The organism is Bradyrhizobium sp. Pa8, from assembly GCF_052588265.1.
Genome location: NZ_CP176767.1, coordinates 277,743 through 304,249, shown reverse-complemented (window position 1 = coordinate 304,249; position 26,507 = coordinate 277,743). Strand labels below are relative to the sequence as shown.

The 26,507-nt window shown below is 64.5% G+C and carries 30 protein-coding genes and 1 tRNA gene; 16 read left to right on the top strand and 15 right to left on the bottom strand.

The features are described 5' to 3' along the window. Nucleotides 1-33: 33 nt before the first annotated feature. Complete coding sequence (locus ACKWRH_RS01385) at nt 34-228, bottom strand: hypothetical protein (protein ID WP_445219013.1); 195 nt, start codon at nt 226-228, stop codon at nt 34-36. A 2-nt stretch (nt 229-230) separates the two neighbouring features. After that, nucleotides 231-1,616 carry an MFS transporter gene (locus ACKWRH_RS01380; protein ID WP_445219012.1) on the bottom strand — a complete coding sequence of 462 codons (1,386 nt, stop codon included), beginning with the start codon at nt 1,614-1,616 and terminating at the stop codon, nt 231-233. Nucleotides 1,617-1,716: 100 nt separating this feature from the next. Between ACKWRH_RS01380 and ggt the strand changes: the two genes are divergently transcribed. Together ggt and ACKWRH_RS01370 are read left to right on the top strand one after the other, a co-directional pair. Then, nucleotides 1,717-3,468 carry a gamma-glutamyltransferase gene (gene ggt, locus ACKWRH_RS01375; protein ID WP_445219011.1) on the top strand — a complete coding sequence of 584 codons (1,752 nt, stop codon included), beginning with the start codon at nt 1,717-1,719 and terminating at the stop codon, nt 3,466-3,468. 96 nt (nt 3,469-3,564) lie between these two features. After that, nucleotides 3,565-4,860 carry an MFS transporter gene (locus ACKWRH_RS01370; RefSeq protein ID WP_063980311.1) on the top strand — a complete coding sequence of 432 codons (1,296 nt, stop codon included), beginning with the start codon at nt 3,565-3,567 and terminating at the stop codon, nt 4,858-4,860. Nucleotides 4,861-4,892: 32 nt separating this feature from the next. On the opposite strand, the gene ACKWRH_RS01365 is transcribed toward ACKWRH_RS01370, so the two are convergent. Then, on the bottom strand, nt 4,893-5,558 hold the full coding sequence (locus tag ACKWRH_RS01365) for a glutathione S-transferase family protein (RefSeq protein ID WP_028151097.1): 666 nt from the start codon (nt 5,556-5,558) through the stop codon (nt 4,893-4,895). 164 nt (nt 5,559-5,722) lie between these two features. On the opposite strand from ACKWRH_RS01365, the gene ACKWRH_RS01360 reads away from it, so the two are divergent. From ACKWRH_RS01360 to panE, 4 genes are all read left to right on the top strand, one after another. After that, the gene (locus tag ACKWRH_RS01360; RefSeq protein ID WP_445219010.1) at nt 5,723-6,304 is read left to right on the top strand and encodes a DUF2239 family protein; all 582 of its coding nucleotides are present in this window, start codon (nt 5,723-5,725) and stop codon (nt 6,302-6,304) included. 89 nt (nt 6,305-6,393) lie between these two features. Then, the gene (locus ACKWRH_RS01355; protein WP_445219009.1) at nt 6,394-7,743 is read left to right on the top strand and encodes an MATE family efflux transporter; all 1,350 of its coding nucleotides are present in this window, start codon (nt 6,394-6,396) and stop codon (nt 7,741-7,743) included. A gap of 108 nt (nt 7,744-7,851) precedes the next feature. Next, a complete protein-coding gene (locus ACKWRH_RS01350) occupies nt 7,852-8,460 on the top strand; it encodes a 2-hydroxychromene-2-carboxylate isomerase (protein WP_445219008.1) in 609 nt (202 codons plus the stop codon). Between the two features lie 113 nt (nt 8,461-8,573). Beyond that, entirely contained in the window at nt 8,574-9,494 is a 921-nt protein-coding gene (gene panE / locus ACKWRH_RS01345; RefSeq protein ID WP_445219007.1) for a 2-dehydropantoate 2-reductase, read from the top strand. A gap of 188 nt (nt 9,495-9,682) precedes the next feature. Here the strand turns inward: panE and ACKWRH_RS01340 are convergent, their stop codons facing one another. The 4 genes from ACKWRH_RS01340 to ACKWRH_RS01325 all read right to left on the bottom strand — a co-directional run bounded on the left by ACKWRH_RS01340 (nt 9,683) and on the right by ACKWRH_RS01325 (nt 13,276). Continuing rightward, entirely contained in the window at nt 9,683-10,276 is a 594-nt protein-coding gene (locus tag ACKWRH_RS01340; RefSeq protein ID WP_445219006.1) for a c-type cytochrome, read from the bottom strand. A gap of 202 nt (nt 10,277-10,478) precedes the next feature. Further along, a complete protein-coding gene (locus ACKWRH_RS01335; RefSeq protein WP_028151103.1) occupies nt 10,479-11,759 on the bottom strand; it encodes a PQQ-dependent sugar dehydrogenase in 1,281 nt (426 codons plus the stop codon). 379 nt (nt 11,760-12,138) lie between these two features. Further along, entirely contained in the window at nt 12,139-13,125 is a 987-nt protein-coding gene (locus tag ACKWRH_RS01330) for an NAD-dependent epimerase/dehydratase family protein (protein WP_445219005.1), read from the bottom strand. Between the two features lie 76 nt (nt 13,126-13,201). Further along, nucleotides 13,202-13,276: transfer RNA gene (locus ACKWRH_RS01325), tRNA-Gly, on the bottom strand. Between the two features lie 275 nt (nt 13,277-13,551). On the opposite strand from ACKWRH_RS01325, the gene trxA reads away from it, so the two are divergent. After that, nucleotides 13,552-14,475 (top strand): thioredoxin, encoded by a 924-nt coding sequence (trxA, locus tag ACKWRH_RS01320; RefSeq protein WP_445219004.1) that lies wholly within the window; start codon nt 13,552-13,554, stop codon nt 14,473-14,475. 104 nt (nt 14,476-14,579) lie between these two features. Beyond that, nucleotides 14,580-15,257: an LON peptidase substrate-binding domain-containing protein gene (locus ACKWRH_RS01315; RefSeq protein ID WP_445219003.1), complete on the top strand. Its 678-nt coding sequence runs from the start codon at nt 14,580-14,582 to the stop codon at nt 15,255-15,257. A 2-nt stretch (nt 15,258-15,259) separates the two neighbouring features. Here the strand turns inward: ACKWRH_RS01315 and ACKWRH_RS01310 are convergent, their stop codons facing one another. From ACKWRH_RS01310 to ACKWRH_RS01285, 6 genes are all read right to left on the bottom strand, one after another. Further along, complete coding sequence (locus tag ACKWRH_RS01310; protein WP_445219002.1) at nt 15,260-15,853, bottom strand: cytochrome b/b6 domain-containing protein; 594 nt, start codon at nt 15,851-15,853, stop codon at nt 15,260-15,262. Between the two features lie 32 nt (nt 15,854-15,885). Then, a complete protein-coding gene (locus ACKWRH_RS01305) occupies nt 15,886-16,164 on the bottom strand; it encodes a PepSY domain-containing protein (protein WP_014490760.1) in 279 nt (92 codons plus the stop codon). A gap of 218 nt (nt 16,165-16,382) precedes the next feature. After that, the gene (locus tag ACKWRH_RS01300) at nt 16,383-17,195 is read right to left on the bottom strand and encodes an SDR family oxidoreductase (protein ID WP_445219001.1); all 813 of its coding nucleotides are present in this window, start codon (nt 17,193-17,195) and stop codon (nt 16,383-16,385) included. A gap of 3 nt (nt 17,196-17,198) precedes the next feature. Further along, on the bottom strand, nt 17,199-17,642 hold the full coding sequence (locus ACKWRH_RS01295; RefSeq protein ID WP_445219000.1) for a PaaI family thioesterase: 444 nt from the start codon (nt 17,640-17,642) through the stop codon (nt 17,199-17,201). Continuing rightward, entirely contained in the window at nt 17,639-18,442 is an 804-nt protein-coding gene (locus ACKWRH_RS01290; RefSeq protein WP_445218999.1) for a crotonase/enoyl-CoA hydratase family protein, read from the bottom strand. Before ACKWRH_RS01290 ends, ACKWRH_RS01295 begins: the two co-directional genes overlap by 4 nt. 41 nt (nt 18,443-18,483) lie before the next feature. Further along, on the bottom strand, nt 18,484-18,834 hold the full coding sequence (locus ACKWRH_RS01285; RefSeq protein ID WP_445218998.1) for a hypothetical protein: 351 nt from the start codon (nt 18,832-18,834) through the stop codon (nt 18,484-18,486). Between the two features lie 106 nt (nt 18,835-18,940). On the opposite strand from ACKWRH_RS01285, the gene ACKWRH_RS01280 reads away from it, so the two are divergent. Both ACKWRH_RS01280 and ACKWRH_RS01275 read left to right on the top strand, forming a co-directional pair. Further along, nucleotides 18,941-19,471, top strand: a complete 531-nt coding sequence (locus ACKWRH_RS01280) for a TetR/AcrR family transcriptional regulator (protein WP_445218997.1) — start codon at nt 18,941-18,943, stop codon at nt 19,469-19,471. A 122-nt stretch (nt 19,472-19,593) separates the two neighbouring features. Beyond that, nucleotides 19,594-19,791 carry a Trm112 family protein gene (locus ACKWRH_RS01275; protein WP_011083431.1) on the top strand — a complete coding sequence of 66 codons (198 nt, stop codon included), beginning with the start codon at nt 19,594-19,596 and terminating at the stop codon, nt 19,789-19,791. 190 nt (nt 19,792-19,981) lie between these two features. Here ACKWRH_RS01275 and ACKWRH_RS01270 read toward each other — a convergent pair whose 3' ends face one another. After that, on the bottom strand, nt 19,982-21,202 hold the full coding sequence (locus tag ACKWRH_RS01270; RefSeq protein WP_445218996.1) for a ubiquinone biosynthesis hydroxylase: 1,221 nt from the start codon (nt 21,200-21,202) through the stop codon (nt 19,982-19,984). Between the two features lie 149 nt (nt 21,203-21,351). Between ACKWRH_RS01270 and tesB the strand changes: the two genes are divergently transcribed. Beyond that, on the top strand, nt 21,352-22,215 hold the full coding sequence (gene tesB / locus ACKWRH_RS01265; RefSeq protein ID WP_445218995.1) for an acyl-CoA thioesterase II: 864 nt from the start codon (nt 21,352-21,354) through the stop codon (nt 22,213-22,215). 37 nt (nt 22,216-22,252) lie between these two features. Here tesB and ACKWRH_RS01260 read toward each other — a convergent pair whose 3' ends face one another. Further along, nucleotides 22,253-23,164: a GYF domain-containing protein gene (locus ACKWRH_RS01260; RefSeq protein WP_445218994.1), complete on the bottom strand. Its 912-nt coding sequence runs from the start codon at nt 23,162-23,164 to the stop codon at nt 22,253-22,255. A 239-nt stretch (nt 23,165-23,403) separates the two neighbouring features. On the opposite strand from ACKWRH_RS01260, the gene ACKWRH_RS01255 reads away from it, so the two are divergent. The 5 genes from ACKWRH_RS01255 (at nt 23,404) to ACKWRH_RS01235 (ending at nt 26,485) form a co-directional block, all read left to right on the top strand. Further along, on the top strand, nt 23,404-23,742 hold the full coding sequence (locus ACKWRH_RS01255; RefSeq protein ID WP_008142802.1) for a P-II family nitrogen regulator: 339 nt from the start codon (nt 23,404-23,406) through the stop codon (nt 23,740-23,742). 71 nt (nt 23,743-23,813) lie between these two features. After that, nucleotides 23,814-25,115 carry an ammonium transporter gene (locus ACKWRH_RS01250; RefSeq protein ID WP_445218993.1) on the top strand — a complete coding sequence of 434 codons (1,302 nt, stop codon included), beginning with the start codon at nt 23,814-23,816 and terminating at the stop codon, nt 25,113-25,115. Nucleotides 25,116-25,157: 42 nt separating this feature from the next. Beyond that, nucleotides 25,158-25,472: an ArsR/SmtB family transcription factor gene (locus tag ACKWRH_RS01245; protein WP_445218992.1), complete on the top strand. Its 315-nt coding sequence runs from the start codon at nt 25,158-25,160 to the stop codon at nt 25,470-25,472. Nucleotides 25,473-25,484: 12 nt separating this feature from the next. Then, on the top strand, nt 25,485-25,841 hold the full coding sequence (locus tag ACKWRH_RS01240) for an SRPBCC family protein (RefSeq protein WP_445218991.1): 357 nt from the start codon (nt 25,485-25,487) through the stop codon (nt 25,839-25,841). Between the two features lie 41 nt (nt 25,842-25,882). Next, nucleotides 25,883-26,485, top strand: a complete 603-nt coding sequence (locus ACKWRH_RS01235) for an ATP-dependent Clp protease proteolytic subunit (RefSeq protein WP_038932646.1) — start codon at nt 25,883-25,885, stop codon at nt 26,483-26,485. The last annotated feature ends 22 nt before the right edge of the window (nt 26,486-26,507 follow it).

Sequence of the window (26,507 nt, the reverse complement as noted above, 5' to 3'; positions counted from 1 at the left end):
CCGGATGGAGCGCAGCGAAATCCGGGCTACGAGCTACGGCGAGCGACGCTGCAGCCAGATATAGGCCGCGTTCGAAAGCAGCAGGACAAGCAGGATGGCGGCATAAATCGCCGCTTCGATCGGGAAGCGGTGAACGCCGCGAAGTGCCCAGATGAAGGTCGAAGCAATGCCCACCACTGCGCCAAGATTCGCGATCAGCAGGCAAATCCGTAGCCGGGCAGCTGACACGATCAGGCTCGCACCCGCATCAACAACGCCAGCCCCGCGACGAAGAACACCACCAGCACGGCCATGCCGGCCTTCTGACTCGCCGTCACCGCGGTGATCATGCCGATCAGCAGCGGGCCGATGAAGGACGTTACCTTCCCCGTCAGCGCGAACAGGCCGAAATACTGCGCGATGCGATCCTTTGGCGCGAGATGGATCAGCAGCGTGCGCGAGGCGGCCTGAAGCGGGCCGCCGGCAGCGCCGATGAGACAACCCAAAACGAGATAAGCGCGCTCGGCAGCGCTCGAGAACAGGGGCGCGCCCGGAAGAGGCGGTGCGACCTTGACGAACAGGACACTGTCCTTGTCGACCAGAAGAATCGCCGCCACCGCCAGCAACAGAACTAGCAGGCTGCCGGCGATGACGCGCTTCGGCCCGAGACGATCGTCGAGCTTGCCGCCAAGCCAGGCGCCAAGGGCGCCGGCAATCGCCAGCATGATGCCGAAGGTGCCGATCTGGATCGTGTGCCAGCCGAAGGTGCCGGCGGCGTAGATGCCACCGAACGCGAACAGCGACACCAGGCCGTCGGTGTAGATCATGTTGGCGAGCAGGAATGCCGCGAGCGATTTCCGCTGCGGCAGACCCCTGATCGATTGCTTGAGATCCGACAATCCCTCGCGCAGCGCCTCGCGCACCGGGTGCTTCGCCGGATAATCCGGCGTGAACAGGAACAATGGCGTCACGAAGATGATGAACCACAGCCCGGTCAGCGGTCCCACGATGCGATCGCCCTGATGGCTGACCGGATCGAGCCCGAACAGCGGCTTGAAGCCGAGCAACGTGCGGCCGGTCTCGGGATTGGCGGCGAGGAAGCCGAGCACGATGACGAGGCTGACGATGCCGCCGATGTAACCCGTGGCCCAGCCGGTGCCGGAGAGCCGACCGATCCGCTCAGGCGGCACCAGGGTCGGCATCATCGCATTGTTGAAGACGGTGGCGAATTCCGCGCCGACGCTGGCGAGCGCGACCGCGGTGAGCAGCGGCGCAATGATGGCGGGATCGCCGGGCTTGCCGATCCACAGCGTACAGGCCGCCAGCACCAGCAGTGTGCCGAATCCCGCGATCCACGGCTTCCTGCGGCCCGAGGCATCGGCAATGGCCCCGAGCACCGGCGACATCAGCGCGATCGCGAGGCCCGCGGCTGCCATAGCGAAGCCCCACAACGACTGGCCGGTGGCGGGATCTGGCGCAATGCTGGTGGCGAAATAGGGTGCGAAAACAAAGGTCGTGATCAGCGTAAAATAAGGCTGCGCGGCCCAGTCGAAGAAAATCCAGCTGATGACGGCGGCGCGCGGCGGATAAGTCCGCTGCGCGCCGACCAAGCGCGCATCGGGGGCGATCGTCGTCATATTCCAGTCCCCATCACGAACAGTTTTGCCTCTGTGAGGGCAAAGCGTATAGCATTGAAGCGACGCGTGGGAACTGGCCTGAGGCCGCGACGGAAGCTTGATGATGTCGTCATATCCGACACGGCGGAAATTTTTCGCCTTCATTGCCACTCTGGCGTTTGGTTTTTCGTCTGCTACCGCACAGGATGCGCGGCGAGCCTATGTCCCACCCGCGCTCGACACCGTGCACGCCGTTCCGTCCGAGCACGGCATGGTGGTGGCGCAGGAAAAGATATCGGCGCAAGTCGGCGCCGACATCCTGCGCCGCGGCGGCAACGCAGTCGATGCCGCGGTCGCCACCGGCTTTGCGATGGCCGTGACGTATCCGCGCGCCGGCAATATCGGCGGCGGCGGATTCATGGTGATCCATTCGGCCGAGCGCAACGAGGACATCACGATCGACTATCGCGAGACCGCGCCGGCTGCGACCACCCCGCAGATCTTCCTCGGCGCTGACGGCAAGCCCGATGCTGCGAAGTCACGCGATTCCGCGCTCGGCATCGGCGTGCCCGGCACCGTCGCAGGTCTTGCGCTGGCCTTGGAAAAATATGGCTCGGGCCGGTTCACGCTGGCACAGCTGCTCGAGCCCGCGATTACGTTCGCCCGCGACGGTTTTGTCGTCACCGACGACCTTGCCGACACGCTGCCGGGTTGGCACCGGCGACTGGCGCGCTGGCCGTCGTCGGCCAAGATCTTCTCGCGACCCGACGGCACGCCGCTCAGCGAAGGCGACAGGCTGGTGCAGAGCGATCTCGCCGAAACGCTGTCGGCCGTCGCCGCACAGGGGCCAAGCGGCTTCTATGAGGGACCGGTCGCGGACAAGCTCGCCAAGGCCGTGACTGACGCCGGCGGCATCATGACGCCGGCCGACCTGAAATCCTATTCTGCGGTGATCCGTGCCCCGGTGCACGGCACCTATCGCGGCTACGACATTGTCTCGATGCCGCTGCCTTCCTCCGGCGGCGTGGTGCTGGTGGAGACGCTCAACATCCTCGAGGGCTTTCAGCTGGCCGATCTGAAACAGGGGTCGCCGGCTTCGCTGCATCTGCTGATCGAAGCCATGAAGCGGGCCTATGCGGATCGTGCGCGCTATCTCGGCGATCCTGCCTTCGTCGATGCACCGATCGAGACGCTCACTGCAAAGGACTACGCCGCCAAGCTGCGCGCCGGCATCTCCACGGAGCGCGCTACGCCGTCGAAACAGCTCGTCTCCGCCCCTCCCGCGCCGCGCGAGGGCACCAACACCACGCACTTTTCCGTCGTCGATGCCGGCGGCAATGCCGTCAGCAACACGTACACGCTGAATTTCAGCTACGGCGTCGGCCTCATTGCCGACGGAACCGGCGTGCTGCTCAACAACGAGCTCGACGATTTCACCGCGGCGGTCGGCGCTTCCAACGCCTACGGCCTCGTCGGTTTCGAGCCCAATCTGCCCGGGCCCGGCAAGCGGCCGTTGTCTTCAATGTCCCCGACCATCGTGCTCAAGGACGGCAAGCCGGTGCTGGTGACGGGCTCGCCCGGCGGCAGCCGCATCATCTCGACCGTGCTCCAAATCATCGTCAACGTGCTCGACTACAAGATGGATGTGGCCGCCGCCGTCGCTGCGCCGCGGCTGCATCACCAATGGCTGCCGGACGAGGTGCGCGTCGAGAGCGGCTTTCCCGGCGATGTGCTGGTCGAGCTGAAGGCGATGGATCACCTCGTCGTCGAGCCGATGGGACAGACCTCGGCCAATTCGATTCTGGTGACGCCGAACGGGCCACTCGGCGCGCCCGATCCGCGTACCCGCGGCGCGGAAGCCGCGGGACAGTAGTCTCGCCGTTGCATGGCACGGCAGCGCGCGCCTGCTTGCGCGGGCTGCCGTGCGTGCTACGACCGCGCAGCTTTAAGGGACCGCCGGGAAACGCACATGAGCACAGCCGATCCGACCCAGCGCATCGAGCGCGCGGAGATCGAAGACACCAGCCTTCTCGCCTTCTACCGCGACATGAACGCGCCGGAGCGGCGGACGTTTTGGGCCTGCGCCGCGGGCTGGGCGCTCGACGGCATGGACTTCATGATCTATCCGCTGGTGATCGGCACCATCATCGCGCTGTGGAAGGTCGATGCGGCCTCGGCCGGACTCGCCGGCACCGTGACGCTGCTGGCGTCCGCGATCGGCGGCTGGCTCGGCGGCTATCTCTCCGATCATATCGGACGTGTCAGGACGCTCCAGATCACCATCATCTGGTTCTCGTTCTTCTCGCTGGTCTGTGCGGTCGTGCAGAATTTCGACCAGCTCCTGATCGCACGCGCCGTGCTCGGCCTCGGCTTCGGCGGCGAGTGGGCGGCGGGCGCCGTGCTGATGGGCGAGGCGATCCGGCCGCAATATCGCGGACGCGCGGTCGGCTCGGTGCAGTCGGGCTGGGCGGTCGGCTGGGGTCTCGCCGTGCTGTCGCAGGCAATCCTGTTCTCGGCTTTGCCGCCGGAGACGGCGTGGCGCTGGATGTTCGTGATCGGCGCGCTGCCGGCGCTGCTGGTGTTCTACATCCGCCGCTCCGTCACCGAGCCGGAGATCGCGGCCGAGGCCCGCGCAAAACAGGCCGCGAGCGGCGATCGTCCAGCGCTCTGGGAGATCTTCTCCGGCCCGATCCTGAAGACCACGATCCTGGCCTCGCTGATGGCGACCGGCTGCCAAGGCGGCTACTACGCCGTCACCTTCTGGGTGCCGCAGTTCCTGACCAAGGAGCGGCACCTGTCGATCGTCGGTTCGACCGGTTATCTCTCGACGCTGATCATCGGCTCTTTCATCGGCTATCTCGTCGGGGCCTGGCTCGCGGATCGCATCGGCAGGCGCAATCTGTTCCTGATCTTCTCGATCGGTGCCATGGCCGTGGTGCTGCTCTACACGCAGCTGCCGCTCACCAACGAGATCCTGTGGGTGCTCGGCTTCCCGCTGGGCTTCTTCGCCTCGGGCTATTTCTCGGGGATCGGCGCGTTCCTGACCGAGCTCTATCCGACGCGGCTGCGCGGCTCCGGCCAGGGCTTCTGCTACAATTTCGGCCGCGGCATCGGCGCGCTGTTTCCATTCCTGGTCGGCGCGCTCTCGGCAACGACGTCGCTCGCAAATGCGATCGCGATGTTCGCGGTGGTGGCTTACGTGCTGTTCTTCATTGCCGCCTTCGCGCTGCCGGAGACGCGCGGGCGCGTGCTGCACGCGGACTAGTCCGGCGTTGTCACCCGGGGCGGTGAAGTAATTTACCGCCCCACCTGGTACGGCCCGCCTTTTTCCAGCGCTCTGGCATACGCCGGGCGCGCATGGATGCGTTCCAGGAATGCCATCGCCTTGGGATGGCCGAGCTCGAGCCCGCCACGCGCTTGCGCGGCTTCGAGCGGGAAGCTCATCTGGATGTCGGCGGCGGTGAACTCGCTACCGGCAAACCACTCGCTCTTGCCGAGCTCGCCTTCCCAATAATCCATGTGCTGCTTGAGCTGCGGATTGACCAGCGCGGTGAGCGCCTGGTTCGAGACCTTGCGCACCAGCGGGCGAAGCAGCGCGGGAGCGCGCTTCGGCATCAGCGTGAACAGCAGCTTGAGCAGCAGCGGCTGCATCGCCGAGCCCTCCGCATAGTGCAGCCAATAGGTGAAGCGCAGCCGCTCCGGCGTGTTCGGCGGCGGAATCAGCCGGCCGTTGCCGTAGGTCGCAATGAGATATTCGATGATCGCGCCCGACTCGGCGATGGTGTTGCCGTTGTCGGTGATGACGGGCGACTTGCCGAGCGGATGGATGGCGCGCAGCTCCTTCGGCGCGCGCATATCCGGCTGGCGCTGATAGCGCACGATCTCGTAGGGCACGCCCAACTCCTCGAGCAGCCACAGCACCCGCTGCGAGCGGGAATTGTTGAGGTGGTGAACGGTCAGCATCGGTGGGGTCCCCAGGCTAGGCGTGGTCGATCGTCCGCGCGTTCGTGCCAGTCCGGGAACGCAATGTCGAGCCATCCAGACGGATAATTTCACCCGGGTATATTGACGTCAGCAATTTACCCGGATATTAAAAGGCCAACGTCATCAATATGGCAATGATTTCAATGCAACGGACTTTCACAGCCTTCCAGGGCCATCGCCGCCTGGCGTCCGGGCCAGCGGGAGAGGTCGCGCTGGTCGTCAAGCGGATAGCGCCGCCGCCGGACGAGCCCATCATCATCTTCGAGGACCGCACGGGCCGACCGATCGACTTCGATTTGCGCGGCGGGGATCGCGAGGTGCTGGCGCGGGTGGCGAAGCTTGTCCCGCCCCCGGTCGAGGAGACCGCGCCACCGAGCGAGCCGCGCGGGCGCGGCCGGCCAAAGCTCGGCGTGGTCGCGCGCGAGGTGACGCTGCTCCCGCGACACTGGGAATGGCTCAATGCGCGACCGGGCGGCGCCTCGGTCGCGCTGCGAAAGCTCGTCGACGAAGCAAGACGCGTCAGCGGCGACAAGGACCGCGAGCGGCAGGCCCGCGATGCGGCCTATCACTTCATGTCAACCATGGCGGGTAATCTGCCGCAGTTCGAGGAAGCTTCGCGCGCCCTGTTCGCGGATGACCGGCGGCGCTTCACCGGACTGATCGCCGACTGGCCGGTCGACATCCGCGACCACATCGTCAATCTCGCCTACAGCGACCGCGCTTAGGCGCAGCACTTTCTCTCACCCCATCGACGGCCAAGCCGCGCGCGCATCGCGCGGCAACGGCTTCGCACGCCCTGATGAAAGGCCTATCCATGTCCGCGCCAAAGCCGCTCTGGACGACATTCCTCCGCTTCCTCGCGCCGCTGGTGCTGAGCAACGCGCTGCAATCGCTGTTCGGGACCGTCAGCAACGTCTATCTCGGCCAGATGATCGGCGTCGACGCGCTCGCAGCGGTGTCGGCGTTCTTCCCGGTGGTGTTCTTCCTGTTCGCCTTCGTCATGGGCCTGAGCACCGGCGCCACTGTGCTGATCGGCCAGGCCTTTGGCGCCGGCGAGCATGTCAGGATCAGGATCGTCGTCGGCACGACGCTCGCGATCGGCCTGCTGCTCTCGCTTTCGGTTGCATTGGTCGGCGGCTTCTTCAGCCGGCAACTGATGACGATGCTCGCGACGCCAGCGGACATCCTCGACCAGGCCAGTGCCTATGCGCGCATCATGCTGCTCACCATGCCGCTCGGCTTCGTCTTCCTGCTGATGACGGCGATGATCCGCGGCGTTGGTGACGCCGTGACGCCGCTGCTGGCGCTGGCCTTGTCGACCACCATCGGACTGATCCTGACACCGATGCTGATCCGCGGCGCGTTCGGGATAGCTGCCGCCGGAATCACCAGTCCGGCCTGGGCGGCCGCGATTGCCAACGCGCTGACGCTGCTCGCGCTGGCCGTCTATCTGCTGCGGACGAAGCATGCACTAGCACCGGATGCCGCGTTGCTGCGTCATCTGCGGCTCAATCGTGCTGTGCTCGGAAAGATCCTCGGCATCGGACTGCCGAGCGCGGTCGGGATGGTGGTGATGGCGATCGCCGAGCTGGTGCTGCTCGGGCTCGTCAATGGCTTTGGATCGGACGCCACCGCCGCGTATGGCGCGGTCAACCAGGTGATGGGCTACACGCAGTTCACGGCAATGTCGATTTCGATCGCGGTCTCGATCCTCGGCGCACAGGCCATCGGCGGCGGCAACAGGACGCTGCTCGATGGCATCGTGCGCACCGGCCTCATGTTCAACATCGTCCTGACCGGCGGGCTGGTGGGGCTGATCTATCTGGCGCCGCGGGCCGTGCTCGGCCTCTTCATCACCGACAGTGCCGTGCTCGATCTCGCCGGGGGACTGCTTCACATCGCGCTATGGAGCTCGGTGCCGTTCGGCCTGGCCACCGTGTTTTCAGGCGCGATGCGTGCCGCCGGCGTGGCGCTGGCACCGATGCTGCTCTCGATCTTCGCCATTGTCGCGATCGAGCTGCCGGCCGCGGTGTTCCTGAGCCGCACGATCGGCTTGAAGGGTGTGTGGGCTGCCTATCCGATCGTGTTCTGCGCCATGTTGGTTTTGCAGATGGGCTATTACCTCGCGGTGTGGCGCAGGCGCGCGATCCGGCGTCTGATCTGACTGGATCATCAAGATATTATGACCATCATTAAACGGTGGACCCGTGGCGCACGCTGCGCCACAATGGGTGAAAAGCCAGATCAAAAAGCCAGGTCAGGGAGAACGATTTTGACCCGCACAGCCCCGCAATTCCTGTTCGATTTCGGCAGCCCGAACGCCTATCTCAGTCATCTCGCGATCCCGGCGATCGAGCAGCGCATTGGTGTCAAGTTCGAATACGTGCCGATCCTGCTCGGCGGCATCTTCAAGTCGACCAACAACAAGTCGCCGGCCGAGACGCTCGCCGGCATCAAGAACAAGCGCGAATTCCAGGCGGTCGAGACCGAGCGCTTCGTCAAGCGCTTCAAGGTCCAGCCCTATGTCATGAATCCCTTCTTCCCGGTCAACACGCTGAACCTGATGCGCACGGCGATCGCGGCACAGGCCGAGGGTGTGTTCGAAAAATATGTCGAGGCCGCCTTCCACCACATGTGGCGCGAGCCGAAGAAGATGGACGACCCGGAAGTCGCGGCGAAGGCGCTGGCGTCCTCCGGCCTCGATGCCCAAAAGCTGTTCGCGCGCGCCCAGGAGCCCGAAATCAAGGGCAGGCTTATCAAGAACACCGAGGAGGCCGTTGCCCGCGGTGCGTTCGGCTCGCCCACCTTCTTCGTCGGTAATGAGATGTTCTTCGGCAAGGAGCAGCTGCGCGAGGTCGAGGAGATGGTGCTGGAGAAGTAGTGCGTTCGTTCTCCGGCGACAGAATGTGATCGCGGTAGCATTCTGGATTGCTTCGCTTCGCTCGCAATGACGACTATAGATAGACCGCCAATAGTAACAATAAGGACAATCCCATGCGTATCCTCGTGGTCGGCGCCGGCGCCATCGGCGGCTATTTTGGTGGCAGGCTGTTGCAGGCCGGCCGCGACGTCACCTTCCTGGTCCGGCCGCGGCGCGCCAGCGAGCTCGCAAGCGCCGGCCTCGTCATCAAGAGCCCGAACGGCGACGTGACCTTGAAGAATCCGCCGACCGTTCAAGCCGACGCGCTCAAGGACAAATTCGACGTCGTGCTGTTGAGCTGCAAGGCATTCGACCTCGACGACGCCATCAAGTCGTTCGCGGCCGCCGTCGGGCCTGATACGGCGATCATTCCCATGCTCAACGGCATGAAGCATCTCGACACGCTCGACGAAAAATTCGGCAAGGAGCGCGTGCTCGGCGGCCTCTGCGCCATCGCTGCAACCCTGAACGAGAAGCGCGAAGTGGTGCAGCTCCAGCCGATGCAGTCGCTCAGTTACGGCGAGCGCGACGGCAAGCTCTCGGACCGGGTCAAGGCGATCGACGAGGCCTTCAAGAGCGGCATCAATGGCGCCGCCGCCAGCCAGAACATCATGCAGGACATGTGGGAGAAGTGGGTGTTCCTGTCTTCGCTCGCCGCAAGCACCAGCCTGATGCGCACCTCCGTCGGCAACATCCTCGCGGCCCCCGGCGGCCGGGACTTTTTGCTCGGCATGCTGGACGAGACCAGTGCGATCGCCACCGCGTCGGGCTACACGCCGGGTGGCCCGTTCTTCGAGCGCGTGAAGGGCAACCTCACCACCGAGGGATCGCCGATGACGGCATCCATGTTCCGCGACATCAAGGCGGGCCTGCCGGTCGAGGCCGATCACGTCATCGGCGACCTGATCGCGCGCGCCGACGCCGCCAAGGTGCCGGTGCCGAAGCTGCGCATCGCGTATACGCATCTGAAGGCGTATGAGAAGCAGCGCGGCTGACCGCACACTTAGTCGTCGTCCCGGGCGCGCGCAGCGCGAGCCCGGGAACCATAACCACAGGGAGTGGTTATGGAGCGAGCCGGTCACCACGAGTCTTCGCCAAACTTGATCCTGTGGCTATGGGTCCCGGGCTCGCGACTTCGTCGCGCCCCCGGGACGACAGCGGCGTCTGCCGCCACAGCTCCGCGCTATTTGAAATACGCGAGATAGTGCGAGACGGCGGTGATTTCCTCATCGCTCATGTGATAGGCGACATCGGCCATCGCAGCGCCACCGCCGCCGACGCGCTGGCTGCTCTTGTAGTCGTGCAACGCCTTCACCAGGTATTCCTCGCGTTGGCCCGCGAGCCGCGCAACCGCCTTGGTGCCGGCAAAGCTATCCGTGTGGCATGAGGCGCAGCGGCGGCCGACGGCAACTTGCGCGCCCTTTTTCGACAGGTCCGGATCCCCATCTTCCGCGGCCTTCGGCGGCGTCATTTGCGCGAAATAGGCGCCGAAATTGCGGATGTCCTCATTGGTGATTTCCTCGACGATCGGCTGCATCTGGTCGTTCTTGCGTGAGCCGGCGCGAAAGAACACGAGCTGCCACTGGATGAATTGATCGGGCTGGCCGGCCAGCGAGGGGATGTTCTCAGTCTGCGAAATGCCGTTCTCGCCGTGACAGCCGGAGCAGACGGCGGCCTTCTCCTGGATCGCGGCATTATCGGCGGCCTGAGCTCGGACGATCGCAAGTGCTGCGAGCGATAGCGTCAAAGACAGAATTCCAAACCGAACGGCTCGCATGGCTGATTTCTCCGACTGTCATTGCCGGGCTTGACCCGCCTGCGAGGCGTAGGCCCGGCAATCCATCCCGTTTGCAAGGAGGTTTCTGGTTTGATGGATGCCCGGATCAAGTCCGGGCATGACGAACGCGTTCCGCTGCAAGCCTGTCACAAACAAAAGAGGCTGCGACCGTCATCCGGTCGCAGCCTCCTGTCGTCTTACGCTACTTCTTGCTGTAGCTGATGCGATAGATCGCGCCGGCCCAGTCGTCGGCAACGAGGATCGAGCCGTCCTTGGCGAGGATGATGTCGTTGGGACGGCCGAGATAGCCCTGGTCACCCTCGATCCAACCGGAGGCGAACACCTCTTTCTTGGCGTTCTTGCCGTCGGGGCCGACGATCACGCGCGTGATATTGCCGCCCTGGTACTTGTGACGATTCCAGGAGCCATGCTCGGCGATCAGGATGTTGTTCTTGTACTCGGCGGGGAATTGGTCGCCGGTATAGAACTTCATGCCGAGCGGAGCGACGTGGGCGCCGAGGTTCAGCACGGGCGGCGTGAACTCGGAGCATTTGTGGCCCATCGCGAACTTCGGATCGGGCAGGTCGCCCTGGTGGCAATAGGGATAGCCGAAGTGCTCGCCGATCTTGTTGATCATGTTCAGCTTGTCGCTGGGCAGATCGTCGCTGATCCAGTCACGCGCGTTCTCGGTGAACCAGAACTTGCCGGTGCGCGGATCGACGTCGCCGCCGACCGAGTTGCGAACGCCGAGCGCATAGATTTCGGCGTTGCCGGTCTTGGGATCGACGCGGCGGATCTGCGAGACACTGGTCGGGGGCACGCCGACGTTGAAGGGCGGTCCGAACGGCAGGTAGAACCAGCCTTCCTTGTCGACCGCGATGTACTTCCAGCCGTGCGCGGCATAGGAGGGCATGTCGTCATAGACGACCTTGCCGTCGCCGAGCTTGTCGAGATTGGCTTCGGCGTTGTCGTAACGGATCAGCTTGTCGACCGCGATGACGTAGAGCGCGCCATCCCTAAAGGCGAGACCGGTGGGCATGTTCAGCCCTTTAAGGATGGTCTTGACCTCTTTCTTTCCGTTGTTGTCCTTGATGGCATAGACGTTGCCGAGGCCGAACGAGCCGACGAACAGCGTGCCCTTGTCACCCCAGGCCATCTGTCGCGCGGCGAGAACGCCGGGCGCATAGACTTCGATCTTGAAGCCGGCCGGCAGCTTGATCTTCTTCATCATCGCGGCGAGCTCGGCCTCCGACGCGCCGGTCGGCGGGCCCGACGGCGGCGCGAGGCCCTTCTGCGCCTCGGTCTCGTCGCCGAGGAACCAGTCATCCGGCGGATGGGTCCAGAACTCCTTGGTGCCGGATTCGTATTTCTTCAGCTGGCGGTTCTTGTCCTGCTGTTGCGCGCTGACTGCGCTTGTCCCCGCGAGAAGGGCAACCGCTGCAAGCGCCAGGACGGATTGAAAGACGGATTGATGGAATTTCATCGCGTCACTCCCCTAAGGCAGCCGTCAGGGCTGCACGTTATTTTGTTTTGCTAGTCGAGAGGCGAAGTTCGGACTCTGTCAGGACGACAGACGCAAAAAGGTTAGCACATCTGCGGACGGTGAGAAGCGCGTCGGGAGCACTGCAGTCAGACTCAATAGAAATTGAGACTGAATGCCACGAAGATTTGCACGGTGACGACAACGGTCTCGCTGCAACGCGGAATCAAAATGGCGCGTGACTGATTTGCAGGCAGCGGGAGGGGCGGCCGCACAAAATTGCGAAAACAACCCCATGCACAGTAGAACGGGTCAGCCTGGTCTGGTCCCGGTGACGCCGGGCAGACATTTGATGCGCCGTGCAAAACGGCGAAGACGGCGATTACGAGGCGACGGGATAGGGTCCGTCGTCGAATACCGTGTCGTGATAGCCTTTCGACCCGATCTCGCGTGCCAGCGTGCTGCGAAAGTCCGCCCCCTCGCGCAGGCTGTTCAGGACATGCGCGAAGTCGAATTCGGGCCGCCAGCCTAGTTCGCGCCGCGCGCGGTCGGTGACATAGACGCGGTCGATCTCGGGGAATAGCCGCCATCCGCGCGCCGCATAGAGTTGCGCGCAATCCGGGTAGAGCTCGCGCACGACACCGGCCGCGTCGCGCGCGAGCGCCCCGAGATGACGGGGCTCGAACGGGCTGGTGGCGGAGATGATGTAACGGGCAAAACCGATCTTCGGCGCACGCTCAACGGCGAGCAGATGGGCGCTCACCGCGTCCGCTATATCCAGCCGTCTATAGAGCAGCTCATTGGCCTGCGCGTTGTCCAGCGGGTAAGCCGATCGCATCGCGGGATCGTCATCGTCCTCCGGGAAGAACCGCGAGGTCCGCAAGACAACGATTGGCAACCCGCGCTCACGAAAGAACAGCTCGCACAGCGTCTCGGCCATCAGCTTCGTCGTGCCGTAGATGTTCTTCGGGATCGGCGCCAGATCCTCGGTGACCCACACCGCGGCCTGTCCGGCCTCGGGTCGAAGCTGCGAACCGAATGCGCTGGTGGTGCTGGTAAAGACGAAGCTGCGCACGCCGGCAGCGACGGCCGCCTCGAGCAGATTGAGCGTGCCGGTGATGTTGGTGTCGACGAAATCCTGCTTGCCGTGGGTTGCCACATGCGGCTTGTGCAGCGTTGCCGTGTGAATGACGGCGGTGACGCCCTCCACCTGGCGCCGCACGAAGCCGGGATCGACGATCGAGCCGACGGCATCGGTGAAGGGCGATGGCTTCAGATCGATCCCACGCACGGGGGAACTGCGCCCCCGAAGCATGCGGAGAACGGCCTCCCCGAGGTGGCCTGCGCTGCCGGTGACCAGAATTGTCATGTGACACCCAATACAGCCGCCAGCGGAGTGGAAAACCGCGGCCCGACCCGGTTTGGCTGGATGCTTTGGGAAAAATTGGAGCGGGCGAAGGGGCTCGAACCCTCGACCCCGACCTTGGCAAGGTCGTGCTCTACCACTGAGCTACACCCGCATCCTGTGTCGGTCGCATGACGCGCCGGCAACGGCTGTCGTATGCCAAAAGCGGGCGGCGAATGCAACAGCTACCGGCAGCATAGATTGGGTTTCGAAGGCCCCATATGGACCCCGAACCCGGCCAAATCGGCCAAAATCGCCTTCGAACTGCCGAATCGGCCGCCATGGATTGAAATTCGGCCGCCCCGGCCCAATTTTAGGGCCGACAGCGAAGCATATAAATTGGCGACGTGCTAAAGACCCGCCATTCCAGACATCAGACGAGGGGATCCCGTGACGATCATCGACCAGGGTAACGGAGCGGCGGGCCCGGCTGCGGCCGATCTGATCAAGGACACCACCACCCAGACCTTCGTGAAGGACGTGATCGAGGAATCGAAGCGCCAGCCGGTGCTGATCGACTTCTGGGCGGAGTGGTGCGGCCCCTGCAAGCAGCTCACGCCAGTGCTGGAAAAGGCGGTCAAGGCGGCCAAGGGCAAGGTCAAGCTGGTCAAGATGAACATCGACCAGCATCCGGCGATCCCGGGCCAGATGGGCATCCAGTCGATCCCGGCTGTGATCGCCTTCGTCAACGGCCAGCCGGCCGACGGCTTCATGGGCGCAGTGCCGGAGAGCCAGGTCAACGCCTTCATCGAAAAGGTGACCAAAGGCGTGACGGCGCCGGGCGAGCCCAATATCGCCGAGATCCTGCAAGAGGCCGAGGCGGTGCTCGCCGAGGGGGACGCCGCCGCCGCGGCGCAGATCTATGCCGAGGTGCTGCAGCACGATTCGACCAACATCGCGGCCCTTGCCGGACTCGCGAAATGCTACGCCGTCTCCGGCGCGATGGAGCAGGCCAAGCAGACGCTGGCGATGGTGCCGGAATCCAAGCGCAACGACCCCGCCGTGAAGGCCGTGCAGACCGCGATCGATCTCGCCGAGCAGGCGGAGCAGCTGGGGCCGGTGGCCGAGCTGGAACAGAAAGTCGCCGCAAACCCGCTCGATCATCAGGCACGCTTCGACTTGGCGACCGCGCTGAATGCGCAAGGCAACCGGGCTGCGGCCACCGAGCAGTTGCTGGCAATCATCAAGCGCGACCGCAAATGGAACGACGACGGCGCCCGCAAGCAGCTCGTGCAATTCTTCGAGGCTTGGGGTGGCACGGATGATGCTACCGTCGATGGACGCAAGCGCTTGTCGACGATCCTGTTTTCGTAAGGGTTATTGTTGGAGCATGATCTTGTCGGAAAACCGCTTCACACTTTGCGCTGACGCGGTCCTTCGGATCCGGATCATGCTCTAGCGAGGTCAGCGGGGTCCAGATGCCGATCAACATCGAATATCGCGGCCCCGCCGACCTGCCGGAGATCATTCCGGTATTTCCGCTGCCGGGTGCGCTTTTGCTGCCGCGCGGCCAGATGCCGCTCAACATCTTCGAGCCGCGCTACCTTTCGATGGTCGACGATTCCTTGCGCGACGGCCATCGCCTGATCGGCATGATCCAGCCCGACGTCGCGCACTCGCCGAAGAATTCCGACAGGCCGGCGCTGTTCCGCGTCGGCTGCGTCGGCCGCATCACCCAGCTCGCCGAATCCGGCGATGGCCGCTACCTCCTCGAGCTCACCGGCGTCTCGCGCTTCAAGGTGGTCGCGGAGCTCGAAGTGCTGACCGCCTACCGCCAGTGCAAGGTGGACTTCTTCACCTTCGTCGACGATTTCACCGCGCGCATGGGCGAGGACGAGGTCGATCGCGAGGCGCTGCTGACCGTGCTGGCGGACTTCTTGAAGGCCAACAATCTCAAGGTCGATTGGGAAGGCGTCGAGAGCGCGCCCAACGAGGCGCTCGTCAACGCGCTGGCGATGATGTCGCCCTATGGCCCCGCGGAAAAGCAGGCCATGCTGGAGGCGCCGGATTTGAAGACCCGCGCCGAAATCCTGATCGCGGTGACCGAGATGGATCTCGCCAAGAAGCGCACCAGCGGCGATCCGCCGTTGCAGTGATCTCAGTTGTGATGCCGGATGCGCTTGCGGCCGGTGAACATCGCGCGGATCAGGTTCTCGCGCTGGAGAAGTCCCATCAGCACCACGCCCAGGACGTGCACCACGACCAGCACGATGACGGCGTCCGATGCGTAGGCGTGGGTGTCCTCGATCCACCAGATGCCGAAAAAGGTCACGGTCACCGACAGCGCGCCCGTGATGGACGAGACGGCGATCGACAGCAGCAGCGCGACCAGCATCAACGTGCCGGCGGGGTTGAGCCCGATATAGCGGCCGGTGATGCCGCGACGCAGATTCCAGAGATAGCCTGGCGCGGCACGAAGCCTGACGCGGAGCATGCGGAAGCGCGAATAGCGGCTTCCCCGAAAACCCCAGACCAGACGGAAGGCTAGGAGCGCGAGCACTGTGTAGCCGGCGATGCGGTGAAGGGTGTCGTAGACGGTGGGCGTGAACCACGCGGCCAAAATGCTGGCCGCGAGGGCCCAGTGCCACAGGCGCAACGGGAGGTCCCAGACAGCGACAGTCCGCGATGCAGTTCGATCCGCGGGGGCCCTGTCGGACACCCCGCGCGCTTCTGGCACCGCTTCGTCGATCAAGCCGTGACTATCCCTGAGCCTTACTTGAGACCTTACTTGGCAACCGTCTTCTTCAGGCTGAGATCTTCCGGGCTGTAGAACAGCTCGTAGAGCTTGCCTTCCTTGACGCCGTAGACCTCATAGCACGAGCCTTCGATCTTGGAGCGCCGCACCTCGTAACCCAGCGCCTTGGCCTTGGCTTCGGCTTCGCTGGCCGGCTTCCACGACGCCTTGTCGAGCTTGGTGCAATCCTTGAAGCCGTCGGCCATGGCCGCCGAGCTCATTCCCAAGCCGACCGTCAGTGCAATTGCAACAACACGAATGACCTTCACGAACGTCTCCTCCTCTGTCGTGTGCGCGCGTGGCGCGAAGCGGGACCGAAGGAAGCAAAGGCGAGGATGAAGTCAATCCGGTTCGAGCCTGACGGGGTTTAGAGTTATTCTAATGATCCGAAAAAGATCAGCGTGCTCCGTGCGCAGCATGGATTTGGACAGTCACTGCGGCCTTACGCCTCACGGCTTGGAGATGCCCGCTGACCTTGCCGGTTGCGCTAGGCCGCACTTCGCGTCTCAGGAGAGTTACACCGCAGCCAGTCTGTCCAGGTGAGGCGTCCGCGCACGCCCTGACTGACGACGAAGCCCATGCCGCGCGCCCTTGCCTCCGAAAGATCGATCGGCAGGATTTTTCGATGCAGTCGTCTCGCATCCTGATACTGGCGGGCGAAGAGGACCAGATCGAGCGTTTCTGGCCCGCCGATCTCCGCGCGCACGCCGCGCTGTCGGTCGAACGCGCAAGTGACGACGTGATCGGCCACATCGGACGTGTCGACCGGATTGAATCGCGTCGTCGGCACCGGCCACACCGGAAGCCAGGTGAGGCCCGAAAGCAGCCTGTCGAGCAGATAATAGAACGGCATCGCGCGGACGACGGACCAAGACAGGCTGGATGCCCGCACCAGCCGTTCGCCGGCGAGCTTGACCCGCGAATAGGGCAGGGTCGCTTCGTCGAGACCGACGATCGAGACGTGGAGGAAGTGCCGCACCCCGGCTTCCGCACCGAATGCCAGCAGCCGCTCGGTACCCTCGACATCGACCGCCGAAGGCGATCTGAAGAAGTCGATCGGACGGATGCTGCCGCGCCGTGCGATCGGCGACCAGGTCGCCGCATGGATAACGGTGTCGACGTCATGCAGCGCGTTCCGCAACCCGACACCTGTGGCGAGATCACCTGCGGCCCATTCGACGTCCGATCGCGCACCCGGCGCGCGCGCAAGCACCCGGACGCGATGCCCGGTGCGAACGACACGATCAACGATATCCCGGCCGAGATGACCTGTGCCTCCGGTGACCAATGTCAGCGCCATGGCTCAGCTCCCGTCAGCCTTGCGCGGCTCGCCGGCGGGAACGAGCACAGTTTCGCCGGTCGCGACGAGAGCCAGATCATCTCGCTCATCGGCCGCGAAAAGCTCGGCGCGGGCAAACACCTGCCTGCGCCCGGCGCGGAGCGTCGTTCCCTTCGCGACGAAATAAGTGCCGATCGCCGGCCTCAGGCAATTCATCGAGAAATGCGACGCAGTGACCGGACCCACGAGCGTCGCAGCGGCGAAGCCACAGGCGGTGTCGAGCAGGGCCGCAATCAGACCGGCGTGCAGATGTCCGGAATATTGGGTGAGGTCGTCGCGCCAGCTCATGCGGATGGTCACCTCGCCTTTGCCGGCCGCAGCGACTTCGAAGCCCACGGAGCAGTTGAACGCCGCGGAGGCGTTGACCGCGTGGAGCGTTTGCGGGTCGAATCCATGGGTCTCGCTCATGCCTGGCTCCATCGCGGTGCGCGGTTCTCAAGGTTGCTTCTGACGGCCTCGATGTGATTGGGCGCGCCGAGCAGTGCCGCCTGTTCGGCGGTTTCCGCGGCGAGACCGGTCGCGGCATTGGAGGTCGCCGACAGGTTCAACAGGCGCTTGGCCGCGCGGACGGCATCGGGGCTGCGGCTCGCGATCTCCTGCGCCGTGGCGAGCGCAGCCGACACAGGATCCTCAGCGAGCCGCGTCGCAAAGCCATAGGCAAGCGCTTCTTCCGCTGAAAAGACGCGGCCGGAATAGGTCAGCTCGCGCACGACATCGTCGCGCACGAGATGGCGCATCAGCTGGGTGCCGCACATGTCGGGCACGAGGCCCCATTTGGCCTCGATGACTCCTAGCCTTGTTCCGGGCGCGAGATAGCGGAGATCAGCCCCCAGCGTGAGCTGGAAGCCGCCGCCGAAGGCAACGCCGTGCACCGCTGCGATCACCGGCACCGGCAGCTCACGCCAGAGCCAGACGAGATGCTGGGCGTAGTTCGCGATACCGTGTGTCCGGCGCGTCAGGTCAATGGACGGGAGCAGCGGATCGCCGCTCGCGGTGGCGAGAAGGCGGTCGAGGTCGAGGCCTGCACAGAACGCACGCCCTTCGCCGGAGAGAACGACGGCGCGGAGGTCCTTGCACGCGCCGAGCCGCGTGCCTGCTGCGATGATCGCCTCGAACATCGCGGAGTCGAGCGCATTCATCTTGTCCGGACGGTTCAGCCGGAGATGAGCCACGCCGTTCTCGATGGTCAGTCGAACCCGATTTTCCATGACGCCGCTCCGCTTGAATGCGTGGCTTGTCGTCTCGAGGCTCAGTAACCGGCAACCGCCATCGCAACGACGGCGCTGAGCGCCATCCAGCCGAAGTGTCGGCCGCGCGTGGCCCATGCGTTGGCAGCAGCCGAGAAACCGAACACACAGGCCATGGTGACGACGATCCAGCGGCGCGCCGGCTCCGATTCCATCCAGGGCGCAGCGATCAGGAGTACGCCGCCGCCGATCCAGGCGACGGTCGAGGCCTGCCAGACCAGGCGAATCAGGGTGCGGAGCCGTTCCGGCTCGATGCGGGCGCGGGCAAAGACCTTGGTCTCTCCGAGAATGCCATGGATGAGGGCCACCGCAATGGCCACGACGCCGGAGCACTGGAGCAAGAGATCACGCATCGGCAGAGTTCCCTGAAGCTTTGTCCAGACAGTTGTGTATGGTGAGATAGGCGCTGGCCCGCCGCCTGTCAATACACTAGTGTATGGCCAAAGGCTGGAACCGCTCATGACCGAACAACTCTCCGCCGACGACTGGATCAAACAGGGTCTGAAGGCGCTGGCCAAAAGCGGCTTCACAGCCCTGAAAGCCGATCCGCTCGCAAAGGCCATGGGCGTCTCGCGCGGCAGCTTCTATTGGCATTTTGCCGATCTCGGCGCGTTCCACGCCGATGTCCTGAAGCGCTGGCGCGAGATCGCGGCCGAACAGATCATCGCCGACGTCGAGGCCGCCGGCGACGAGCCGCTGAAGGCGCTGCTGCGGAGATCCTTTGGCGCCCGGCTCGACCTCGAGCGCGCCGTGCGCAGCTGGGCGGCCTTCGATGCGGCCGCGCAGGGCGCGGTCCGCGCGATCGACCGCCGCAGGATCGACTATATCGAGACGCTGCTTGCGATGCGGGGGCTTGAGCCGGCGAAGGCGCAGGCGCGCGCGCAGATCCTGTACTGGACATTCCTGGGCTTTGCCTTGTCGGGCGCGCCGGTGCCGGCGGCACGGCTCCAGGGCCTGCTCGACGAGATCATGCGGATGGTCTCTGCCTAGATTCTTATATTGACGCGTTTTCCTTATGCGAACCGGTACCCACTTCGCTCGAAAACGGTCTGGTGGCGCAATGGGCGACCGCGATTTTCTGTGCTAGAGGCAAACGATCTTCGGAGACCCCAATGAACGCGCCCACCGAACGCCCTGAAACCAGCGTCGATCCCAAATTGCTGGAGATCCTGGTCTGCCCGCTGACCAAGGGTCCGCTGGAGTTCGATTCCGCGAAGCAGGAGCTGATCTCGCGCAGCGCCAAGCTCGCCTACCCGATCCGCGACGGCATCCCGATCATGCTGCCGGAAGAGGCGCGCAAGATCGATTGAGGTACTAGTCTTCGTTGCGCGATGACCGCGCCTCGTGCTGAGTGTCGTCCCCGCGAAAGCGGGGACCCATAACCACAGGGAGTGGTTGTGGAACGAGCTGGAGACTCCGAGTCTTCGCCAAACTTCTCCCTGTGGTTATGGGTCCCGGGCTCGCGCTACGCGCGCCCCGGGACGACAGGGGAGATTGCGACTACAACGCCTCGCCCTTCAGCAACCGCGGGATCTCACCGGTCAAACCGGCGGCCTGGCGGATGAAGAGGTTCTTCAGCGGCGGGGCGCGGTCGACGAGGCCGAGGCCGATGTCGCGCACCGTACGCAGCAGCGTCGACTGGTTGGAGAACAGGAAGTTCAGCGAGTTGGTGGCAACGCCCATCGCCATGGTGTCGAAGCGGCGCCAGCGCTGGTAACGTTCGAGCACGTCGGCGCCGCCGAGATCCATGCCGAGCCGCGCGGCATCGACCACGACCTCGGCCAGTGCGGCGACATCCTTCAGCCCCATGTTGAGGCCCTGACCCGCGATCGGGTGGATGACATGCGCGGAATCGCCGACAAGCGCGAGACGCTCGGCGATGAAGGAGCGCGCCACGAAATAGGACAGCGGGAACGCGCGCGGCTTGTCGAGCGCCTTGACCTCGCCGAGATGCAGGCCGAACCGGCGCTCGAGCTCGCCGTGGAACTCCTCGTCGCTCAAGGCGAGGATGCGTGCGGCTTCGCTGCGGCGCTCGGTCCACACCAGCGAGGATCGTTTTCCGGAGAGCGGCAGAATCGCGAAGGGACCCGCGGGCAGGAAGTGCTCCTCGGCGCGGCCGTCGTGATCGCGCTCATGGCCGACGGTGACGACGATGCCCGATTGATCGTACTCCCAGCCATGGGTGACGATGCCGGCGCGCTCGCGCAGTTTCGATCGCGCGCCATCGGCGGCGACAAGCAGGCTTGCCGCAATCACGCTGCCGTCGCCGAGCGTCACGTCGACACCTTCCGGGCGCGCGTCATAGGACGCGACCGTCGTGGCGCGGAGATCGATGCCCTCGGCCTCGGCCCGCACCACCAGCGCGTCGATCAGGCGGCGGTTCTCGATCATGTGCGCAAAGGGCTCGCCGGGCGCGACATCGCCGGCGAAGTTCAGAAAAACCGGACGGGTGGCGTCTTCGAGCTTTGAATCGGTGACGACCATGTCGAGGATCGGCTGCGCCTCGCCCCTGACGGCGTCCCAGGCGCCGATGGCCTCGAACAGGCGGCGGCAGGCGGCCACGATCGCGGTCGCGCGCGGGTCGCGGCTCGGACGGGTCGCGAGCGCGGGGTCGGCGACGATGACGGGAATCTCGGGCCCGAGCCCCTGGCGCAACGCCAGGGCCAGCGCGAGGCCGGCAAACGCGCCGCCACCAATGACAATGCTACCCTGTACTGACATACCAAAATCCCGGCTAACTCTTGGTCTTGCTAGCAGACTTGAGCTGGGCGAAACAGTGCGGTGAAACAAGGGCGGAACGGCCCGACTGTGTCATTCCGGGGCGCGACGAAGTCGCGAGCCCGGAATGACGACTTGAGAGAGTTGTGTTCATGTCCAAAAGCCTGATCGACCTGATCTCGATCCTCGACCTCGAGCAGCTCGAGGTGAATCTGTTCCGCGGCAACAGCCCGAAGACGAGCTGGCAGCGGGTGTTCGGCGGCCAGGTGATCGGGCAGGCGATGGTTGCGGCCTGCCGCACGGTCGAGGGCCGGCTGCCGCATTCACTGCATTGCTATTTCATCCTGCCGGGCGATCCGCAGATCCCGATCATCTACCAGGTCGAGCGCCTGCGCGACGGCAAGAGCTATTCGACCCGCCGTGTCACCGCCATCCAACACGGCAACGCGATCTTCTCGATCATGGTGTCGTTCCACACCGACGAGGAGAGCGCGTTCGATCATCAGGACAAGATGCCCGACGTGCCGCCGCCGGAAAAGCTGACGGCGGAGGAGGTGGCGAAGCAGCCGATGTTCAAGGAGATGCCGGAGTTCATCCGCCGCTACTACGAGTCCGATCGTCCGATCGAGCTGCGCCCGGCCGAGCTTAGCCGTTATTTCGGCCAGAAGATCGACGACGGCCGCATTCACGTCTGGATCAAGACCGCAGCAACGCTGCCGGATGACCCGGCGCTGCACATGTGCGCGCTCGCCTATGCCTCAGACTTTTCGCTGCTGGATGCGATCATGGCGCGCTACGGCCGCACGCTGTTCGACAAGCGCATGATGCCGGCGAGCCTCGACCACGCGATGTGGTTTCACCGCCCGTTCCGCGCCGACGAATGGCTGCTTTACGCGCAGGATTCGCCGAACGCGCGCGGCGGCCGCGGCTTGACCCGCGGCTCGATCTTCAAGCCGGATGGTACGCTGGTGGCGTCCGTCGCGCAGGAAGGCTCCGTGCGCGAGCGGAAGGCCTAGAACCCAGGCGCGAGTTCATCGCGCCCGGGATTTGCGATCAAGCTCCGAGCGACCCGCGCGGAGCGAGCTCGGTCTGCGACGCGAACCAGTTCATGATCCAGCGATACACCCACGGAATCGGGATGATCAAGCTGAACAGGATCGCAGCGACGATTCCGCGCCAGAGAATCCCGAGACCGCTGCCTTTGAACACGATCTCGCGGCGCGTGCCTTCGATGCTGCGGCAAAACCAGCGCATCTGAGCCGCGGCGACCCAGGCCCAGCCGATGATGGTGATGACGGAGATCGCAAACAGCAGATTCCAGCCGATATAGGCCCAAACCGAGCCGGAGAAGCTGAGCCCGAGCGGCTGCTCGTTGGAGGCAAGGTTCGCGACCATCCATTTGATCAGCAGCCAGTAGAGCAGGATCTGCACGATGAACAGCAGATTGCTCAGCAGCGCACTGCCGATGAAGCCGATCACGATCGCCAGAACGATGAATCCGAAGAACCAAGGCACCAGCGTCATCGCATTGCCGGTGAAGCTGAGATTGGGCCGCCCGGGCACCTTCACGCAGGACACGATCCATTTCGTGTACCAGACGAATACCCACGGGATCGGGATGATGAAGCACATGCCGATCAGCATCACGATGCTGCGCCAGGTGAACTCGAGGATGCCGAAATCGACCGCCAGCGCTCCCCCGCTGCTGCCGCCGCCGCCGCCAGCGTAGCCGGCGCCAGCGTAACCACCGCCACCCATCATCGGTGGACCGCCGGCCGGCATCATCGGGGGCGCACCACCGCCGATCAGGCCGGGGATTTCGGCGGCCTTCTGCCAGCCGGCCATGCCCTCGGACCACACCAGCGTATCCGGGCGCACAATTCCCTGCGCGACCAGGTCGCGGAATTGCCCTTCCGGATAGGGCCCCTGTTGCTTACCCTCGGATGCGTAGAACCAACTCGCCATGAAGCGTCCCCCTCAAACATACTTTTGTACCGGCCGGGACGCTTCGGTTCATCGCATCCATGCCAAAAACGCATTGTGAAGGATGAACGGATGCCCTGTACAGAGGCGGCCGTTCACATGGCCGAACGTTTTTCCGCTTCAGTCTGCAAGTTTTTTATGCCATTTGCCCGGAAAGATGCCAGATTGACGCTGCGCCGGGGACATACGGCGTGGCGCATCCCCGGGGAATAGGCCTGACCATGAAACTCGTCGTCGCGATCATCAAACCCTTCAAGCTCGATGAAGTCCGCCAGGCGCTGACCGCGATCGGCGTCCACGGCATGACCGTGACCGAGGTGAAAGGCTACGGCCGCCAGAAGGGTCATACCGAGATCTATCGCGGCGCGGAATATGTCGTGAATTTCCTGCCGAAGCTGCGGATCGAGATCGCGGTCGCCTCCGACGTCGCCGACAAGGCGGTCGCCGTGATCACCGCGACGGCGCGCACCGGGCAGATCGGCGACGGCAAGATCTTCGTCACGCCGATCGACCACGCGCTGCGCATCCGCACCGGCGAAACCGACAGCGACGCGCTTTAAGAAAACTTCTTCGATCGCACCGGGCAACGACGCCACAGCTGCGACGCAAATTCTATGCTGGGGGAAATGACATGGCGGGATTGTTGCGCCGCGCGGCCGTTGTGGCTGCGCCGGCCGGATTTATGTCGATCATTGCCGCGCCTGCGCAGGCCGCGGGCTCCGAGATCAACACCGCCGACACCGCCTGGATGATCGTCGCCACCGCGCTGGTGCTAATGATGACGATCCCCGGCCTGGCGCTGTTCTATTCCGGCATGGTGCGCAAGAAGAACGTGCTCGCCACCATGGCGCAGAGCCTCGCCGCGGTGACGATGATCTCGATCCTCTGGGTGGCGTTCGGCTATTCGCTCTGCTTCGTCGGCGACGGGCCGTGGATCGGCACGCTCGACCGCTGGTTCCTCGCGGGCATGACGATGGACAGCGTCAACCCGGCGGCGAAGACGATCCCGGAAGCGCTGTTCATGCTGTACCAGATGACCTTTGCTATCATCACGGTGGCGCTGGTCGCGGGTTCGGTCGCCGACCGGATGCGATTCTCCGCCTATCTGGTGTTCTCGGTCGCCTGGTTCATCTTCGTCTACATTCCGCTGGCGCATTGGGTGTGGGGCGGCGGCTTCCTCGCCAGCATGGGCGTGCTGGATTTCGCCGGCGGCCTCGTCGTGCATCTGTCGGCCGGCACCGCCGGCCTCGTCGCCGCCAAGGTGATGGGCCGCCGCCACGGCTACGGCACCGAAAATCTCTCGCCGTTCGATCTGTCGCTCGCGGTGATGGGCACCGGCCTGTTGTGGGTCGGCTGGTTCGGCTTCAACGGCGGCTCGGCGGGCGCGGCCAATTCACGCGCGGTGCTGGCGATCATCGCGACGCATCTTGCGGCCTGCTCCGGCGCGCTGACCTGGGGCGCGATCGAATGGTCGACCCGGCGCAAGCCCTCGGTGCTCGGCATGATCTCCGGCGCGGTCGCCGGGCTCGGCACGATCACGCCGGCTTCGGGCTTCGTCGCTCCCTGGCACGGCATCGTCATCGGCATCGTCGCCGGCGCGGTCTGCTACTGGGCCTGCACCTGGCTCAAGCACCGCTTCAACTATGACGACTCCCTCGACGTGTTCGGCGTCCACGGTATCGGCGGCCTGACCGGCACGCTGCTGGCCGGCGTGTTCGCGACCAGCGCGATCGGCGGCACCGCCGGCCTGATCGAGGGCCATCCGCAGCAATTGCTGATCCAGCTCTATGGGGTCGCCGTCACCTTCGTCTGGGCCGCCGGCGTGAGCTTCGTTCTGCTCAAGCTGGTCGCCCTGTTCGTGCCCTTGCGCGTCTCCCGTGAGCACGAGCTCGAGGGGCTGGATATTTCGCAGCACGGAGAAGCGCTTCAGTAATCGGGCCTTGCACAACACATAAGTACATGCTTATGTGTTGGCATGATCGAAGCCGACATCTTCAAGGCACTGGCCGACCCGACGCGCCGAAAAGTCTTTGAGAAGCTCGCTGGCGGAAGCCTGAATGCCAGCGCTTTGCGCGACGGTTTGGAGATCAGCCAGCCGGCGATGTCGCAGCATCTTTCGGTGCTGCGCGCGGCAGGCCTCGTGCGCGAACAGCGGCACGGCCGCTTCGTGAATTACGAGGTCGACCCGGACGGAATCGTGGCCATCGGCACATGGCTCGCGCGCTACCGTGCCTACTGGCCGAAGCGCATGGAAGCACTCGCCGATCTCCTCAAGGACATGGATCAATAAGGACTGGGATCAATGAGCGACGCCGCGAAGCCTGATCGTCCCGACGAAGCCCTGGTACTTGAATATGATTTCGATGCGCCGCCAGCAAAGGTCTGGCGCGCCGTGACCATTCCGGCCTTGCGCGAGCGCTGGTTGCCGGATTGCGACCTCGCAGGCGCCGAGCCTGAATCAACGATCGCAGGCGAAGAGGTGCGCTACCGACTTCGCGATTCAGAGCCGCCGTTTCGCGAGAGCCACGTCATCTTCCGGATCGAGCCGAACGAGGACGGCGGCACCCGCTTCCGCATCATCCAGCAAGCCTGCGATATCGGCATAAAGCTGCCGCAGCCGGCCAACAGCAATTGCTGCTTGATGCGCGCGGCCGCCTAACACCAACAACACTTCATCATCTGCAGACATGGAGGTCGCCAATGCGCGACATGCTTCAGCTCGTCCCTATGGTCGTCGAACAATCCGCCCGCGGCGAGCGATCCTTCGACATCTATTCGCGGCTCCTGCGCGAACGCATCATCTTCCTCAACGGCGAGGTCAATGATGCGATGTCCGGCCTGGTCTGCGCGCAATTGTTGTTCCTGGAGGCGGAGAATCCGAACAGGCCGATCAACCTCTACATCAACTCCTATGGCGGCGTGGTCACCTCCGGTCTCGCCATGTACGACACCATGCAGTTCATCAAGGCGCCGGTTCATACACTGTGCATGGGCACCGCGCGCTCGATGGGCTCGTTCCTGCTGATGGCCGGCGAGCCAGGTCACCGCGCCGCGCTGCCCAATGCGAGCCTTCACGTGCATCAGCCGCTCGGCGGCTTCCAGGGCCAGGCGTCCGACATCCTGATCCATGCCAACGAAATGCAGGAGACCAAGCGGCGCATCACCCGGCTCTACGCGCAGCATTGCGGGCGCACCGAGGCGGAGGTGGAACGGACCCTGGACCGCGACCACTTCATGACCGCGCAGCAGGGGGTCGAATGGGGATTGATCGACCGGGTCTTTGCGGAGCGCGAGGCCGCCTGACGGTCGAGGCCCGTGGCGCGCA